Origin of the sequence: Telmatospirillum siberiense (assembly GCF_002845745.1) — a bacterium.
Classification (GTDB): domain Bacteria; phylum Pseudomonadota; class Alphaproteobacteria; order Rhodospirillales; family Magnetospirillaceae; genus Telmatospirillum; species Telmatospirillum siberiense.
On record NZ_PIUM01000021.1, the window covers coordinates 81129 to 97891 of the forward strand.

The 16763-nt window shown below is 63.4% G+C and carries 18 protein-coding genes; 16 read left to right on the top strand and 2 right to left on the bottom strand.

Annotated elements, in window-relative coordinates; genetic code table 11:
* Window positions 1-3 precede the first annotated feature (3 nt).
* On the bottom strand, window positions 4-1446 hold the full coding sequence (locus CWS72_RS17130; protein WP_101251844.1) for an FAD-binding oxidoreductase: 1443 nt from the start codon (window positions 1444-1446) through the stop codon (window positions 4-6).
* Window positions 1447-1778: 332 nt separating this feature from the next.
* On the opposite strand from CWS72_RS17130, the gene CWS72_RS17135 reads away from it, so the two are divergent.
* The 12 genes from CWS72_RS17135 to CWS72_RS17190 all read left to right on the top strand — a co-directional run bounded on the left by CWS72_RS17135 (window position 1779) and on the right by CWS72_RS17190 (window position 11588).
* Window positions 1779-2594, top strand: coding sequence for a MetQ/NlpA family lipoprotein (locus CWS72_RS17135; protein ID WP_101251845.1), 816 nt, complete (start codon window positions 1779-1781; stop codon window positions 2592-2594).
* Between the two features lie 77 nt (window positions 2595-2671).
* Window positions 2672-3733: a methionine ABC transporter ATP-binding protein gene (locus CWS72_RS28640; protein WP_420824073.1), complete on the top strand. Its 1062-nt coding sequence runs from the start codon at window positions 2672-2674 to the stop codon at window positions 3731-3733.
* Complete coding sequence (locus CWS72_RS17145; protein ID WP_101251847.1) at window positions 3714-4370, top strand: methionine ABC transporter permease; 657 nt, start codon at window positions 3714-3716, stop codon at window positions 4368-4370. Before CWS72_RS28640 ends, CWS72_RS17145 begins: the two co-directional genes overlap by 20 nt.
* Window positions 4371-4412: 42 nt before the next feature.
* The gene (locus CWS72_RS17150) at window positions 4413-5381 is read left to right on the top strand and encodes a class I SAM-dependent methyltransferase (protein WP_199175745.1); all 969 of its coding nucleotides are present in this window, start codon (window positions 4413-4415) and stop codon (window positions 5379-5381) included.
* Between the two features lie 5 nt (window positions 5382-5386).
* Window positions 5387-5992, top strand: a complete 606-nt coding sequence (locus CWS72_RS17155; protein WP_101251849.1) for a dimethylsulfonioproprionate lyase family protein — start codon at window positions 5387-5389, stop codon at window positions 5990-5992.
* A 114-nt stretch (window positions 5993-6106) separates the two neighbouring features.
* Window positions 6107-7318, top strand: coding sequence for a bifunctional phosphopantothenoylcysteine decarboxylase/phosphopantothenate--cysteine ligase CoaBC (gene coaBC, locus CWS72_RS17160; protein WP_101251850.1), 1212 nt, complete (start codon window positions 6107-6109; stop codon window positions 7316-7318).
* Window positions 7318-7782 carry a dUTP diphosphatase gene (gene dut / locus CWS72_RS17165; RefSeq protein WP_101251851.1) on the top strand — a complete coding sequence of 155 codons (465 nt, stop codon included), beginning with the start codon at window positions 7318-7320 and terminating at the stop codon, window positions 7780-7782. The genes coaBC and dut overlap by 1 nt, the downstream gene beginning before the upstream one ends.
* A gap of 55 nt (window positions 7783-7837) precedes the next feature.
* Window positions 7838-8293, top strand: coding sequence for an RrF2 family transcriptional regulator (locus tag CWS72_RS17170; RefSeq protein WP_101251852.1), 456 nt, complete (start codon window positions 7838-7840; stop codon window positions 8291-8293).
* A 74-nt stretch (window positions 8294-8367) separates the two neighbouring features.
* Window positions 8368-9333, top strand: coding sequence for a cysteine synthase A (gene cysK / locus CWS72_RS17175; protein ID WP_101251853.1), 966 nt, complete (start codon window positions 8368-8370; stop codon window positions 9331-9333).
* A 140-nt stretch (window positions 9334-9473) separates the two neighbouring features.
* Window positions 9474-10274: a HesA/MoeB/ThiF family protein gene (locus tag CWS72_RS17180; protein ID WP_101251854.1), complete on the top strand. Its 801-nt coding sequence runs from the start codon at window positions 9474-9476 to the stop codon at window positions 10272-10274.
* Window positions 10261-10704, top strand: coding sequence for a DsrE family protein (locus tag CWS72_RS17185; RefSeq protein ID WP_241911776.1), 444 nt, complete (start codon window positions 10261-10263; stop codon window positions 10702-10704). The genes CWS72_RS17180 and CWS72_RS17185 overlap by 14 nt, the downstream gene beginning before the upstream one ends.
* Entirely contained in the window at window positions 10701-11588 is an 888-nt protein-coding gene (locus CWS72_RS17190; protein ID WP_199175747.1) for an ion channel, read from the top strand. Before CWS72_RS17185 ends, CWS72_RS17190 begins: the two co-directional genes overlap by 4 nt.
* A gap of 6 nt (window positions 11589-11594) precedes the next feature.
* On the opposite strand, the gene CWS72_RS17195 is transcribed toward CWS72_RS17190, so the two are convergent.
* Window positions 11595-12581 (bottom strand): 2-hydroxyacid dehydrogenase, encoded by a 987-nt coding sequence (locus CWS72_RS17195; RefSeq protein WP_101251884.1) that lies wholly within the window; start codon window positions 12579-12581, stop codon window positions 11595-11597.
* A gap of 212 nt (window positions 12582-12793) precedes the next feature.
* On the opposite strand from CWS72_RS17195, the gene CWS72_RS17200 reads away from it, so the two are divergent.
* The 4 genes from CWS72_RS17200 (at window position 12794) to CWS72_RS17215 (ending at window position 16761) form a co-directional block, all read left to right on the top strand.
* A complete protein-coding gene (locus tag CWS72_RS17200) occupies window positions 12794-13258 on the top strand; it encodes an SH3 domain-containing protein (protein WP_241911777.1) in 465 nt (154 codons plus the stop codon).
* Entirely contained in the window at window positions 13258-13461 is a 204-nt protein-coding gene (locus CWS72_RS17205; protein ID WP_101251857.1) for a hypothetical protein, read from the top strand. Before CWS72_RS17200 ends, CWS72_RS17205 begins: the two co-directional genes overlap by 1 nt.
* A gap of 402 nt (window positions 13462-13863) precedes the next feature.
* A complete protein-coding gene (locus CWS72_RS17210; protein WP_101251858.1) occupies window positions 13864-14955 on the top strand; it encodes a hydrogenase small subunit in 1092 nt (363 codons plus the stop codon).
* An 18-nt stretch (window positions 14956-14973) separates the two neighbouring features.
* The gene (locus CWS72_RS17215; protein WP_101251859.1) at window positions 14974-16761 is read left to right on the top strand and encodes a nickel-dependent hydrogenase large subunit; all 1788 of its coding nucleotides are present in this window, start codon (window positions 14974-14976) and stop codon (window positions 16759-16761) included.
* The last annotated feature ends 2 nt before the right edge of the window (window positions 16762-16763 follow it).

Here is a 16763-nt window from a genome sequence, read left to right on the forward strand (position 1 = left end):
TGGTCAGGCGAGCAGAACCTTGCCGGGATTGAGGATGCCTTGCGGGTCGAGGACATCCTTGATGCGCCGCATCAAGGCGATTTCCAGCGGAGGTTTGTAGTCGGGCAGGGTATGCGCCTTCAGGGCGCCGACTCCATGTTCGGCGCAGATCGAGCCATTGTGGGCGAGCACCGCGCGGTGGACCAGCGTGCGGACGGCCGTCTCGTGGGTCAGCCAGTAGTCGTCGCCGGTGTCTTCCGGTCGGGCCACCTGGTAATGCAGGTTTCCATCGCCGGCATGGCCATGGGTGAACACCCGGATCCCCGGGAATGCCTGCCGAAGGGCGTCGCCGGTGGAGCGGATGAAGTGGGGAATGCGGGAAATGGGCAGCGAGATGTCGTGTTTGGCGTTCCAGCCGTCGCGTTTCTGGGCCGAGCCCAGGCCGGTCTCGCGCAGTTCCCAGATTGCCCTGGTCTGCGCGAGGCTTTCCGGCAGCACGGCATCTTGTACCAACCCGGCCTCGATGGCTTCGCCGATGACCCGCTCGAGCGCGTCGCGGGCGTGATCGTCGCTTTCCTCGTCGGACAGTTCGACCAGGGCATACCATCGTTCCTCGCCGAATTCCGCCGGGAAGGGCAGGCGTTGCTCCGGCAGCCGGCGGGCCACCAATTCGTAGGTGGCGCCGGAAATGATTTCGAAGGCCGTCAAGGCGGAGCCGAATCCCTTCTTGGCCCGGTCGAATAGGGCGAGGACGTCCTCGATCGCGGCGAATTTCAGAAAGGCGCTGCGTTGGGCGGCGGGCTGCGGAAACAAGCGCAGGGTCGCGGCGGTGATGATGCCCAGCGTTCCTTCGCTGCCGATGAACAGGTCGCGCAGATCGTAGCCTGCGTTATCCTTTCGCAAGGCCCGCAGACCGTCCCAGATCTCGCCATCGGCCGTGACCACTTCGATTCCCAAGGTCAGGGCGCGGGTATTGCCGTAGCGCAGCACCTGGGTGCCGCCGGCATTGGTCGCCAGATTGCCGCCGATGGTGCAGCTTCCCTCCGAGGGCAGGCGCAGGGGAAACAGCCGTTGCGCCTCGCGCGCCGCCTCCTGGGCGTTGGCGAGCAGAACGCCGGCCTCGAGGGTCATCGCGTCGTTTTCGAGATCGATATCGCGGATCCGGTCGAGACGGGTCAAGGCCAGCACCACGGCGCTTCCCTCCGCCGTGGGGGTCGCTCCTCCGGTCAGGCTGGTATTGCCGCCCTGCGCCACGATGGGAACGCGTTGCCCGGCCAGCAGGCGGACGACCTGGGCCACCTCTTCCGTCGTGCGGGGGCGGACGACCGCCCGGGCGCGGCCGGTGTAGCGGTTGAGCTGGTCCGTGAGAAGTTCGGGAGCGTCCTCGCCGGGCAGGGCGTAGGCATCCCCGACGATCGCCCGCAGATCGGCGAGCAGGGGGTCTGAGCCGGAAAAAGATGCGCACATGGCCGGATTTCCCAGGTTGTCGGAACGACGTCTTCCTCACCGATTAGCACGTCGGCCTCATACCAACAATGTATTTCCGGTAAATTTAATAGATAACATAATTTTGTATGTGAAATAGGTCGGTTGCCGAAAATCGGAGCCGGATGGGAGGAAACGCCACCCCCATATTTTTATAATAGATTGAAAACAAACATATATTTTTTATATACAACATATATTTAATGTACATAATTTAATTATCGTTGACACAGGTGTTATATTTGTCAGTTAATCTATCATCAAAATATGTTAATAACCCGGGGGCGGGGTTCGTCCCTTTCCGAGAGGCATCAATGACGGGGCGTTTTTTGGCCATTTTCGCGGGCATCCTATTTGCGGTCGGCGATATTTTCACGGCGACGAGCCTGGCCGCCGAACCCGTTCATCTGAAGGTCGGCATCCGTGGCGGCATCGGTGAACAGATGTGGGAGGTCGCCGCCAAGGTCGGCAAGACCTACGGGCTGGAGATCGAGCCCGTCGTTTTCGCCGGCACCTTGAGCCCCAACGAGGCGCTCAATTCCGGTGAGCTTCAGGCCGACGCCTTCCAGCATATCCCCTTCTTCCGCGATCAGGTGCGCCAGCGGGGCTACAAGCTCGCCGTCGTCGGCAATACCTATCTGTCGCCTCTCGCCTTCTATTCGAAGAAATACAAGACGCTGCATGATCTGCCGAGCGGCGCCAAGGTCGGCGTGCCGGACGATCCCAGCAACGAAAGCCGGGCCCTGATCGTATTGCGTGACGAGGGGTTGATTACCCTGCGTGACGGATTCGACGCCTACAACGAGACGGCGACCTTGGCGGATATCAAGGACAATCCCCGCAAATTGCAGATCGTCGAGGCGAAGTCGGTGGTTCTCGCCCGTTCCTACCAGGATCTCGACGCGGCGGCGGTGATTTCCAGTTTCGGCTCCCAGGTCGGGTTGAACGCCGCGCGGGACGGTATCGCGCAGGAACGCGAGAACAACAATCCCAACGTCAACATCATCGCGGTCCGCGAACAAGACCGGAACGCTCCCTGGGTTCCCCTGCTGGTCAAATCGTTCCAGTCCGAGGAAGTCCGCAAATATATCGAAACGGACCTGAAGGGCATCATCGTTCCGGCCTTTTGATGCCGGAGGTCCGTTCGGAAGGAGACTTTTCGGTGTATCAGAATGTCCAGGCGGCGCCGCTGGCGGACCAGGCGCCCGTGCCGGGGTCGGATCGGGCCGAGGCCCATGTCGTTTTCGAGGCGATCCGCAAGGTCTATCCCGGAGCGGGAGGCGGCGTGCATGCGTTGCACGAAGTTTCCTTCAGCGTTCGCCGGGGGCAGATTTTCGGTATCATCGGCCGCAGCGGAGCTGGAAAATCGACGCTCCTGCGCTCCATCAACATGCTGGAACGCCCCTCGGGGGGACGCGTGCTCGTCGATGGCATCGACGTCGGCGCCCTGGATGAAAAGGGCCTGGTCGCCTTACGCCGCAAGATCGGAATGATCTTTCAGCATTTCAATCTGCTTTCGGCCAAGACGGTGCGCGAAAATGTCGGTCTGCCGCTCAAGGTGGCGGGGGTTCCTGCCGCCGAGATACGCCGCCGGGTCGACTTTTTGCTCGATATGGTGGGGCTCGCCGACAAGGCGGACGTCTATCCGGCCAAGCTGTCGGGTGGTCAGAAGCAAAGGGTCGGCATCGCCCGCGCGCTGGTCCATGACCCGGAAATTCTGCTGTGCGACGAGGCGACCTCGGCGCTCGATCCCGAATCCACCCATGCCATTCTCGATCTGCTGCGCGACATCAACGACCGATTCGGCCTGACCGTCGTTCTCATCACCCATGACATGTCGGTGATCCGGGCGATCTGTGACGAGGTCCTGGTTCTGGACCAGGGACGCATCGTCGAGCAGGGCGAGGTCTGGCGGGTGTTCGGCGATTCCAAGGGCGAGGCGACGCGGGCCCTGCTCCAGCCGTTGCGGCGCGGATTGCCGGGCGACCTCGCCGGCCGTCTGCGTCCCGAGCCGCCGGCCCATGGAGGGTTAGCCATTCTATCGTTGCGGTTCACCGGCGAGAGCCATCCCGATGGCGTTTCTCTGGAAAGTCTTTTGGCGCTCGCTCCCGGTGCGACCCTGCTGCATGGCGGGATCGACCGCATTCAGGGGCACGCCCAGGGCGATCTGCTGCTCGCCGTTCCCGCCGGCGCCTTGCGCTCCGCCGCCGGCGCCCGTTTCTCTCCCGATTCCCTGAAAGTGCTGGGCTATGTCGACGATAATGCTTGATCGCTACGCCAAGGCGTTCCTGGAGACGCTGGCCATGGTCGGCGTCTCGTCCTTGATCGCCATTGTCTGCGGCCTGCTGCTGGCTCTTGCCCTGGTGGTCAGCGGTCCCGACGGTCTCCTGCCGAAACCCCGTGTCAACAAGGCTCTGTCGGTCCTGGTCAATGTTTTCCGGGCCATTCCCTTCATCATTCTTCTGGTCGCCCTGCTGCCCTTCACCCGCCTTCTCATCGGCACCACGCTGGGTATCTGGGCCGCCATGGTGCCCTTGAGCATCCATCTGATCGCCTTTTACACGCGAATCGCCCAGGTCAGCCTGAACGAGGTGGATCACGGTCTGATCGAGGCGGCGCGCGCCATGGGATTCCGCCGTTTCCATATCGTGCGCCATGTGCTGCTGCCGGAAGCCCTGCCCGGCATCGTCGGCGGCATGACGGTCTGCATCATCGCCATGATCAATTCCTCGGCGATGGCCGGCGCCGTCGGAGCCGGCGGTCTCGGCGACTTGGCCATCCGCTATGGTTACGAGCGTTATGAAACCCAGGTGCTTTTCGAAATCATCGTCATCCTGGTGACCATGGTCACCGGTGTGCAATTCGCCGGCGAATGGTTGTCGCGGCGGGTCAATCACCGGCGCTGATCATCCGGGCGCCCTCACTCCTTACGTTCTATGGAAGCTCCCATGTCCGAACCCGCTCCCCTGTTCATCGATTCCGCCCGTTATTTCGGCGCCGGCCGGCCCGAGCGGCTGGAAGATCGCCTCTCCATCACGGTAACCGCCCGCGCTTTCCCGCCCTATCTCGACGATCTCAAGGAAGACTGGGTGGCGAGCGTTGCCATTCCGGCCTTCCGCACCTTGGAAAGGCGCCGTCCCGGCACGGTCGGCGCCTTCTGTTCGATCGGCACGGGGACGGGTCTGGACGCGCTGGGCGCCATCGAGGTGTTCGGCGCCCGTCGCGTCGGCATTACCGATGTGCATGACGAGGTGGTCAGCACGGCGGCGGCCAATATCCGCGGCAATCTGCGCGATCCCGCTTCCGTCCGGCTGCTCGCCGGCACCGGCGACCTTCTCTCGCCGCTGGCCTCCGAGGGGCCGCGATTCGACGTGATTTACGAGAACCTGCCCAACGTGCCGCTGGATGACGGTTCCCAGTTGGAAAAGGACCGCGTCAGCTCCAGCTTTTTCCCGGCGCGGCGGGAAGTCGTGCCGGAGGACCTGAAGGCCAACCTTCTTACGCTGCATTACGTCGCCCTGGTTCAGGCAAAGGACTTCCTGGCACCCGCCGGCATCGTCCTGTCGATGCTGGGAGGCCGGGTGCCGCTTGAGGTTTTTCTCGATATGTCCCGGCTCGCCGGCTATCGGCCCCGCTTTTTGTCCTATGGCTGGAAGATCCAGGCCGAGGCCGAGGACGTCCTGTCCGGATACGCCGCCTGGCAGCGCCACGGCCTGGGGCCCTTCCATTTCTATCACGAGCCCGACGTCGCGGCGGCCTTCGCCGGCCTTGATCCGGTCGACGCCGCCGCCAACGCGCTCGCCATCGAACGCGATCTGGCGCCGCGCAGCCTCGATGCCGAAGCGGCCTACGCCGCCTTCAAGGGCGGCGAACGCATCGCCCATACCTACGCCGTTCTGGAATCGGCGCTGGAGTAGACGGCATGGGACATCGACTGGCCGACCTTTTCGTTCTGATGCGCGATCATTTCGCCAAAGGCCTGGCGGTGCCGGGTCCGGTGGCGGAGGAGACCACCCGGGTTCTCGCCCATCTGCCCGACCGGTTGCGGGCGTCGCCCCACGAGCCGGTCCTGTCGCCCAGTTCCCATCCCGTCGCTCTTGCCGTCGCCCGGACCGCGGAGGGACTGCCGTCGGCCTGGGCCGAGGCCCTGGGCGCGCTGGCCCCGCTGCTTCCCTGGCGGTTCACCTATGCGCCCCGTCCGGATGCGCCGGGATTGGGGGAGCGCATGGCCTGGGCCGAAATCATCGGTCCGGCGGCGCCGGTTCTGAACGATCACGTCGGGTTCGGTCTGACCTTCATCGGAGCCGAGACGCATTACCTGGCGCACCGCCATCCGGCGGTCGAACTCTACAATGTCGTGGCGGGCACGGCCCGGTGGAACTTGGAGGGGGCGGACGTTGCCCGTCCGCCCGGCTCCTTCGTTCTGCATCCGTCGCAGGCCGTCCACGCCATGCGAACCTCCGACGAGGCGATGTTGGCCATCTATTCCTGGTCCGGCGACATCGTCTCTCCCACCGTTTACGCCTGAATTTCCCAGCGGCCGGAATGCCGGTGCCGATGATCGCCGTATTCTCCTTGCGTGACCCCGCTTTGCCGTTTACCTTAACCACAGTCCAATTTCGTAGTTCGTGGAGATTTTCCATTGCCGCTTGCCGGAAGACGCGTCCTGCTGGTCATCGCCGGTGGAATTGCCGCCTATAAATGTCTTGATCTGATCCGGCGCCTGCGCGAACGGGGGGTCTCGGTGCGTTGCGTGCTGACCAAGGCCGCCTCTCATTTCGTCACGCCGATGTCCCTGGCGGCCTTGTCGGAACAGCCGGTGCACGAGGATTTGTTCTCGCTCACCGAGGATTACGGCATGAGCCATATCCGGGCCAGCCGCGAATCCGATCTGCTGCTGGTCGCTCCCGCCACCGCCAATCTGATCGCCAAGATGGCTCATGGTTTGGCCGATGATCTGGCCTCGACCCTGCTTTTGGCCTCGGACAAGCCGATTTTGGTGGCCCCGGCGATGAACGTCGTCATGTGGCGCCATCCGGCGACCCAGGACAATCTGGCGATCCTGAAGGAGCGCGGCGTTTTTCAGGTCGGGCCGAGCGCCGGCGAACTGGCCTGCGGCGAGCAGGGTGACGGCCGGATGGCCGAGGTGGCGCAGATCATCGACGCCATCGAAGCGGTCCTGGGTGGCGCCGGTCCGCTCTCCGGACGGCGGGTGCTGGTCACCTCCGGGCCGACGGTGGAGCCGATCGATCCGGTTCGCTACATCGCCAACCGTTCATCGGGCAAGCAGGGTCATGCCATCGCCCAGGCGCTGCGCGAACTGGGGGCGAGCGTGACGCTGGTCAGCGGGCCGGTTCAGATTCCCGATCCCGACGGGGTCGTGGTGGTCAAGGTGGAAACCGCCCGGCAGATGCTGGAGGCCTGTCAGGCCGCGCTGCCGGCCGACCTGGCGGTCTGCGCGGCGGCGGTGGCCGACTGGCGCGTGGCCGAACCGGCGGCGGAAAAAACCAAGAAGGCCGAGGGGGTTCCTCCGCCCACCCTGCAAATGGTGGCCAATCCCGACATCCTGGCGACCCTGGCGGCGCCGGGTCCGAACCGGCCGAAGCTGGTGGTCGGCTTTGCCGCCGAGACGGAAAACCTGATCGCGCATGCCAAGGCCAAGCTGGCCCGCAAGGGGTGTGACCTGATCGTCGCCAACGACGTATCGCAAGGCTCGGGGACTTTCGGCGGTGATGACAATCAGGTGCATCTGGTCGGCCCCCATGGTGTCGAAGACTGGCCGGCGCTTTCCAAACTCGCGGTGGCCAGACGTCTGGCCGCCCATCTTGCCGCACTGCTGGGAGGAACGAAGTAATGCCGCCGGTAACCGTCGAAATCGAGCGGATGGCGCATGCGCGCGATCTGCCCCTGCCGCGTTATGAAAGCGAACAGGCGGCGGGTCTGGATCTGCTGGCGGCCGTCGAGTCCGAGGTCGTTCTGGCTCCCGGCGGCTTCACTTTGATTCCCACCGGAATCCGTATCGCCTTGCCGTCCGATCACGAAGCCCAGATCCGCCCGCGGTCCGGCCTGGCGGCCAAACACGGCATTACCGTGCTGAACAGTCCGGGAACCATTGATGCCGACTACCGGGGCGAGATCAAGGTGATTCTGATCAATCATGGCTCGGCCGCCTTCAGCGTGACCCGTGGCCTGCGCATCGCCCAGATGGTCGTCGCGCCGGTGGCCAGGGCGGAGTTGAGGGAAAGCGGCGATCTGTCGGAGACGCGGCGCGGCGTCGGTGGATTCGGTTCGACCGGCATCGGGGGCGCGACATCGTAACCGGACGCCCGTGGGCGGGCATGGGACCTATTTCAGAACGTGAGGATGCACTTTCATGCTGAGACCTTCGAAAAAGATGTTGTTCGCCATCGAGGCGGTGCTCGACATCGCCTATCACGCAGGCGGCGAGCCGGTGCAGAGCCGTGAAATCACCCGGCGGCAGGGAATTCCGCGCCGCTATCTCGAACAAACCCTGCAGCAATTGGTCCGCTCCGGCATTCTGACGGGCGTGCGGGGTCCGCGCGGCGGCTACCGCCTGGCCCGCGAACGGCGCAGGGTGACGGTGGGCGAGATCGTCAGGGTGGTCCGCGCCCTCGAGGCGGCGGAGGAAACGGCCGAGGAACAACCGTCGTCGGAACTGGGCAAGGACGTGATCCGTCCGATGTGGACCACTCTGCAGGACGAGATCATGACCCGCCTCGACGGAATTTCCATCGATGATCTGTGCATGAAGGCCTATCAGTCCGGAATCGTCAGCGAAGTGACTCAGAAGATGGATTTTACGATTTGAGTTTTGACCCGCCAGGGTTTAAACACAACATAGATGTGCGTATTGAATTTATTTACATTAACACGAGGTAAATCATGACCGCTGCTTCCAAAGCCGGCTATCGCGGCAAGATCTATGACAGCATCCTCGAGACCATCGGGGGCACCCCCCTTGTTCGCTTCAAGAAGCTGGCCGCCGAAGCCGGGGTCAAGGCCGACATCGTCGGCAAGCTCGAATTCTTCAATCCGCTGTCGTCGGTCAAGGACCGCATCGGTCTGGCGATGATCGAAGCCGCGGAGAAGGCCGGTAAGCTGGTTCCCGGTTCCGTCATCATCGAACCGACCTCGGGCAATACGGGCATTGCCCTGGCCTTCGTCGCCGCCGCCAAGGGTTACCGCCTCATCCTCACCATGCCGGAAAGCATGTCCCTCGAACGCCGCAAGATGCTGGCCCTGCTGGGTGCCGAGATCGAACTGACCCCGGCGCCGAAGGGTATGACCGGCGCCGTGCGCCGGGCCGAGGAACTGGCCAAGGAAATCCCCCATGCGGTGATCCTTCAGCAGTTCGAAAATCCGGCCAATCCGGCCATCCATGTCGCCACCACGGCGGAAGAGATCTGGGCCGATACCGAAGGCAAGGTCGATATCGTGGTTTCCGGCGTCGGCACCGGCGGCACCATCACCGGCATCGGCAGGGTTCTGAAGAGCCGCAAGCCCGGCGTCAAGCTGGTGGCGGTGGAGCCCGAGGATAGTCCGGTTCTGTCCGGCGGCGCTCCCGGCCCGCATAAGATCCAGGGTATCGGCCCGGGCTTCGTGCCGGCCGTGCTCGACCGCAGCGTGGTCGACGAAGTGCTGCAGATCAGCAACGAGACCGCTTTCGCCACCGCCCGGAAGTCGGCCCGTCTGGAAGGCGTTCCCGTCGGCATCTCGTCGGGTGCCGCCCTGGCCGCCGCGCTTGAACTGGGCGCCCGTCCCGAGAACGCCGGCAAGCTGATCGTGGCGATCATCCCGTCCTTCGCCGAACGTTATCTGTCGACCGCCCTGTTCGACGGCATCGCCTGATGATCCCCCTCCCCGCCGGACGGCCGCAAGGCCCGTCGGGCGGGGAGGCCCGTTTCCCTTTTCCATTGTTCGGGCGGGGGCTCACGAAGGCGGAACCGAGAACCATCGCATCCATTCTGAAATTCGGCTAAAACGAACGAATGGATTTTTCCGAAGATCAGATCCGGCGCTACGCGCGCCATATCATCCTGCCCGAGGTCGGCGGCACCGGGCAGGCCAAGCTCCTGGGGGCCAAGGTCCTGGTTGTCGGTGCCGGCGGCCTGGGATCCCCCGTGATCCTTTATCTGGCGGCGGCCGGGGTGGGGACCATCGGTGTCGTCGACGACGACACGGTCGATCTCACCAATCTGCAACGCCAGGTTCTGCACCACACCGACCGGATCGGCTGGCCGAAGGCGGAAAGCGCCAAGGCGGCCGTGGCGGCGATCAATCCCGATGTCACCCTGGTGGCCCATCGGTTCCGCCTGGACGCCTCCAACGCCCTTGATCTGATCGGCCGTTACGACATCGTCGCCGACGGCAGCGACAATTTTCCGACCCGTTTTCTGGTCAACGACGCCTGCCGGCTGGCCGGCAAGACATTGGTCTCGGCGGCCGTCCTGCGTTTCGACGGGCAACTGTCCACCTTCAAGCCGGGCGGGCCGTGTTACCGCTGTCTCTATGCCGCGCCGCCGCCCGACGACGATGTCCCGACCTGCGCCCAGGCCGGCGTGCTGGGGGCGATGGCCGGTGTCATGGGGACTTTGCAGGCGACCGAGGTTTTGAAGGAAATCCTTGGGATCGGCGATAGCCTCGCCGGGAACCTGCTGATCATCGATGCCCTGTCGACCACCATTCGCAAGGTCCGGCTGCGCCCCGATCCGACCTGTCCGCTGTGCGGCGGAGCGGCCTCCATCCATGATCTGTCCCAGCATCGGAGCACCGTGCGTGTCTGCGGATAAGGCTGGTCCGGACAAGCTGTCCCTGGTGCTGTTCTCGGGCGCTTACGACAAGGTGCATTACGCCTTGGCGATGGCGGCGGCGGCGCTGGCCAGCAATCGCATGGCGACCCTGTTCTTCACCATGGGCGCCACCCGCGCCCTGTTGGCCGCCGATGCCGGGGGGCCCGGTTGGCGGGACCTGCATCCCACCGAGGACGGTTTGGCGCCGCAGGTGGCCGACGCCGATCTGACGGCGAAGGGAATCGGCGGGTTCGAGGAATTGCTGGCCGCCTGCGTCGCCCTGGGCGCCACGGTGATGGTCTGCGAGACGGGGCTGAGGGCGTTGGGGCTGGAGCTATCGGCGCTGCGCTCCGACGTGCCGGTGATGCCGGGGGGGCTGGTCTCCTTCCTGGCCGATGCCTCGGCGGATGGCGCCGTGGTGTTCATTTGAAAGGGTCGTTCGACTCCCGCCCCGTTCTCAATGACGACGGCAGCGTCCGCATCGAGCGCCTCAACGGAAGGCGGGCCGGCATCCGGGACCTTTATTATTGGCTGCTGACCACCTCGCGGGGGAAGTTCGCCGCGGTCTTGGTCGTCGGCTATTTCGTCCTGAACACCTTTTTCGCCCTGGCCTATGTGGCGGGGGGCGGCATCGAGAACGCCCGTCCCGGCGCTTTTGAAGACGCCTTCTTCTTTTCGGTCCAGACCATGGCGACCATCGGCTACGGCAAGATGGTCCCGACCTCCACGCTGGCCAATGTCCTGGTCACCATCGAGGCCGGCGTCGGCCTGTTCGGCATCGCCGTCTCCGCCGCCCTGATGTTTTCCCGTTTTACCCGCGCCACGGCCGGCATTCTATTCAGCCGGCAGGCGGTGGTGACGCGTCTGAACGGGGTGCCGACCCTGATGTTCCGACTGGCCAACGAGCGCAACGATCTCATTCACGAAGCCCGCATCCATGTGGTGCTGGTCCGTACCGAGCGTTCGCCGGAAGGGCACGAATTCCGGCGTCTGCGCGATCTCGCCCTGGAACGCTCCTTCACGCCGATCCTGGGCCTGTCCTGGACGATCATGCATAAGCTCGACAAGGACAGTCCGCTTTATGGCTGCACTGCGGACGCGGCGCGGGACGAGGAATTGCAGTTCATCGTTCATCTGGCCGGGCACCACGAAGGCTTCCAGCAGGAGGTTCACTCCCGCTGGGCCTATTCGGCGAAGGACATCGCCTGGGGGGCACGGTTCGCCGACCTCTTCCGTCTACTGCCGGATGGCGGAAGGGCCCTCGATTACGCCTGTTTCAACCAGATCGTAGCCGATCCGGAGCCGGAGGCGTGAGCGGTCTCAGAGCATGCTGGCCAGGACGCGGTCCGGTGGATTATGGCCGTCGATATGGGTCTTGATGTTGATCAGCACCTTTTCGCCCATGTCGATGCGCCCTTCCAGGGTCGCCGAGCCCAGGTGGGGCAGCAGCACCACATTGTCCATTTCAAGCAGCTTCGGATTGACCGCCGGCTCATGCTCGAACACGTCGAGGCCGGCTCCGGCGATTTCCCTCTTTTGCAGCATGCGGGTGAGCGCGGCTTCGTCGACCACCTCGCCGCGCGCCGTGTTCACCACATAGGCATGCGGTTGCAGAAGCTTGAGACGTCGCGCCGACAGCAGGTGATAGGTCGCCGGGGTGTGCGGGCAATGCACCGAGATGACGTCCATGCGGGCCAGCATCTGATCGAGGCTTTCCCAGTAGGTGGCGTCGAGCTCCTGCTCCAGATCGGGGTGCAGGCGTTTGCGGTTATGGTAATGCACGGCCAGCCCGAACCCCTTGGCGCGCCGCGCCACGGCTTGGCCGATACGGCCCATGCCGACGATGCCGAGGCGCTTGCCCCAGATGCGCCGTCCCAGCATGAAGGTCGGGCTCCATCCCTCCCAGCGGCCGGCGCGCACCAGGCGCTCGCCTTCCGTCAGCCGGCGCGGGACGGCCAGGATCAGGGCCATGGTCATGTCGGCCGTGTCCTCGGTCAGCACGTCGGGGGTATTGGTCACGGTGATGCCCCGTTGGCGCGCGGTAGCCAGGTCGATATGATCGACGCCGGCGCCGAAGTTGGCGATCAGCCGCAGGTTGGGGCCGGCTTGGGCAAGCACCGCGGCGTCGATGCGGTCGGTGACCGTGGGGACCAGGACGTCGGCCGTCTTGACCGCCTCGATCAGATCGGCCTTGGTCAACGAGCGATCGTCGACGTTCAACCGCGCGTCGAACAATTCCATCAGACGGGTCTCGATGACGTCGGGCAGCTTGCGTGTGGCGAAAACCAAGGGCTTCTTAGGTGCCATCGTGGAGCCTCCGTCTTTTTTGGACATTCATTGTTATTCGAGAGGCTGTAGCAAGACCAGCTCGTCTTGTCCAGTAGCCGAACGCCTTGAACGGCGATAGCTTGACCGGTTGCCCGGACCCTGGCAAATATTCCCTTACCGAAATGAAGGTCCCTGATATGCCGCCTGTGGCGCGACTGATCCGTTGCTTTTTCCCTCGTGGTGCAACCTTGGTGGCGCTGCTCCTTTTGGCGCAGGCCGCGGTTGCGGCGGAAAGCAGCGGCTTGCCGTTGCCAAGGTTCGTTTCCCTGCGTTCCGACGAGGTCAATTTGAGGACCGGGCCGGGGGTTCGCTACCCGGTCGATTGGATCTACACCCGGCGCGATCTGCCGGTCGAGGTGATCGCCGAGTTTGAAACCTGGCGCAAAATCCGCGATTGGCAGGGGACCGAGGGCTGGGTGCATCAAAGCATGCTGGCGGCGCGGAGGATGGTGGTGGTGGTGGGAAGCCAGCGCCGCCTGCGTGCCGAGCCGGATGACAAAGCGCTGTCTCTCGCGCTGATCGATCCCAACGTTACCGGCCGCCTGCTTGGATGCCCAAGGAGCAAATCCTATTGTCGGGTCGAGATTGAGAATATCCAGGGATGGCTGAAGCGCGATGAGTTCTGGGGCGTTTACCAAACCGAGTATATCGAATAATGGATCGCACCACGACGCTTCTGGGGGTGGCTGCGGCCATCGCGATTTTCGCCGTGTGCCTGCTGGGGGAGCGCCGTCCCCGTGAATTTGGCAAGCCGAGACTGTTTCCCTATATTCCGGTCATGATGGTCTGTCTGGTGGTGGTCATCGGCCTGCTGGCTCATCTGGTCGCCCTGGTCACCGGCCGGCCGGTCGGATCCTGACACTTCGATAATTCGCAAGCCTGGGGCAGTTCGCGCTTCGCGTGACCTGCCCCAGGCTTGCGTGACGCTTGAGAGTTTTCTTCCGCCTGTCGGCGGGATGCCCCCTTCTCCCGCGAGGGGAGAAGGGCTTTTGCCCTCAGGCCAACGAGCGCGATTCAATCTATACGCAACGCGCTCCAAGCCCCAAAACCCCGAATTTTCGACGCGTATTTCGAACCCGACACCGACGGTATCGCGCCGTCCGGCGGCAATGCCGCTTGTCCTTTTCGGGGATGCTATCAAAGGTTGTAAATCCTATTTGTGATATTAACCATGTTAAAAAAATGGATAAAAAACCGTTTTTTGGAACGGTTTTTCGGATCATATTAGTTCCAAAATTACGTCGTTGGAGCGGGGGGAGCAATGTTCGATCATGACGATAGCTTCTATCAGGTCATCCGGCGCCAGGGGGTATCCCGGCGCAGTTTTCTTAAATTCTGCAGCCTGACCGCGGCGAGTCTGGGGCTGGGCCCGATGGTCGCCTCGAAGATGGCTTACGCGCTGGAGACCAAGCCGCGCATCCCGGTGATCTGGCTGCATGGGCTGGAATGCACCTGTTGCAGCGAATCCTTCATCCGTTCGGCTCATCCGCTGGTGAAGGACGTGGTGCTGTCGATGATCTCGCTCGATTACGACGACACCATCATGGCCGCCGCCGGTTATCAGGCGGAAGAAATCCTCGAGGAGACCAAGGCCAGGTACAAGGGCCGCTATATCCTGGCGGTCGAGGGCAATTCGCCGCTGGGCAACGACGGCATGTATTGCTTTCCGGGCGGCGTGCCCTTCGTCGAGAAACTGAAATCCATGGCTGCCGACGCCCAGGCGGTGATCGCCTGGGGATCCTGCGCCTCCAACGGCTGCATCCAGGCGGCCAAGCCCAATCCGACGCAAGCCGTGCCGATCCACAAGGTGATCACCGACAAGCCGATCATCAAGGTGCCCGGCTGTCCGCCGATCGCCGAGGTGATGACCGGCGTGCTGACCTATATGCTGACCTTCGAGCGGTTGCCGGAGCTCGACAGTCAGCGCCGGCCGAAGATGTTCTACAGCCAGCGTATCCACGACAAATGCTATCGCCGCCCGCATTTCGACGCCGGGCAATATGTCGAGCATTGGGATGACGAGGGCGCCCGCAAGGGCTACTGCCTCTACAAGATGGGCTGCAAGGGCCCCACCACCTACAACGCCTGTTCGACGGTGCGCTGGAACGACGGCGTGTCCTTCCCCATCCAGTCCGGCCACGGATGTATCGGATGTTCGGAGGAAGGCTTCTGGGATCGCGGCTCCTTCTATTCACGGCTGACCGACATTACCCAGTTCGGCATCGAGAAGAACGCCGATGAGATCGGCGCCGGTGCCGGCGTGGTGCTGGGCGCGGCCGTGGCCGCCCATGCCGCCGTCAGCGCGGTGAAACAGGTATCCGACAAGAAAAATAAGAAAAACAAAGATCTATAAAGGGGGGATTTGCAGGCCATGACCATTCAGACACCCAACGGCTTCAAGCTCGACTCCGCCGGCCGGCGCGTCGTGGTCGATCCGGTGACCCGTATCGAGGGGCATCTGCGGCTCGAGGTCAACCTGGACGACCGCAACGTCATCCGGAACGCCGTCTCCACCGGCACCATGTGGCGCGGCATCGAACTCATCCTCAAGGATCGGGACCCGCGCGACGCCTGGGCTTTCGTCCAGCGCATCTGCGGGGTCTGCACGGGGACCCACGCGTTGACCTCGGTCCGCGCGGTCGAGGACGCCCTGGCCATCAAGATCCCGGAAAACGCCAATTCCATCCGTAACATCATGCAGTTGGCGCTTCAGGTGCATGACCATCTGGTGCATTTCTACCATCTGCACGCCCTTGACTGGGTGGATGTGGTCAGCGCCCTTTCGGCCGATCCCAAGGAGACCAGTGTCCTGGCGCAGAGCATCTCGTCCTGGCCTCTGGCCTCGGCGGGCTATTTCCGCGACTTGCAGCAGCGCCTGAAAAGCTTCGTTTCCTCGGGGCAGTTAGGACCGTTCAAGAACGGCTACTGGGGACATCCCGCCTACAAATTGCCGCCCGAGGCCAATCTGCTGGCCGTCGCCCATTATCTGGAGGCGCTCGATTTCCAGAAGGACATCGTCAAGATCCATGCCGTTTTCGGCGGCAAGAATCCCCATCCCAACTGGCTGGTCGGCGGGGTGCCCTGCGCCATCAACCTCGACGGTACCGGCGCCGTCGGGGCGATCAACATGGAGCGGCTCAATCTGGTCTCCTCGATCATCGACCGCTGCATCGAATTCACCGAGAAGGTCTATATTCCGGATCTCATGGCCATCGCCTCCTTCTACAAGGATTGGCTCCATGGCGGTGGGCTGTCGTCGCGCTCGGTGCTGTCCTATGGCGACATCCCCGAACAGGCCAACGATTATTCCGCGAAGAATCTGCTGTTGCCGCAAGGCGCCATCATCGACGGCAAGCTGGCCGAGGTGCATGCGGTCGATGTTCGCAATCCGCAGGAGATCCAGGAGTTCGTGACCCATTCCTGGTACAAATATCCCGATGAGACCAAGGGCCTGCATCCCTGGGAGGGCGTCACCGAGGCCAATTTCGTCATGGGGCCCAATTTCAAGGGCGCCAAGACGAAGATCGAATCCCTCGACGAAGGCGGCAAATACTCCTATCTGAAGGCGCCCCGCTGGAAGGGCCATGCCATGGAGGTCGGCCCGCTGGCCCGCTGGATCATCGGCTACGCCCAGAACAAGCCCGAATTCAAGGAGCCGGTGGAGGCGACGCTGAAGGCCCTGGATGTGCCGGTGACGGCGCTGTTCTCGACGCTGGGGCGGACGGCGGCGCGCGGCCTGGAATGCCAATGGGCGGCGCGGAAGATGAAGTATTTCTTCGATAAGCTGGTCGCCAATCTCAAGTCGGGCGATCTCGCCACCGCCAATACCGGGAAATGGGACCCCTCCTCCTGGCCGTCCGACGTCAAGGGGGTCGGCTTCACCGAGGCTCCTCGCGGCGCCCTGGGCCATTGGATCCACATCACCCAGGGGCGCCTCGCCAATTATCAATGCATCGTGCCCACCACCTGGAACGGTTCGCCGCGCGACCCCGACGGCAATATCGGCGCCTTCGAGGCCTCCCTGCTGGATACTCCGCTGGCCGATCCCCACAAGCCTCTGGAAATACTGAGGACCATCCACAGCTTCGATCCGTGCCTGGCCTGTTCGACCCACGTCATGTCGCCCGACGGCGAGACGACGCGGGTCACCGTGCGCTGATC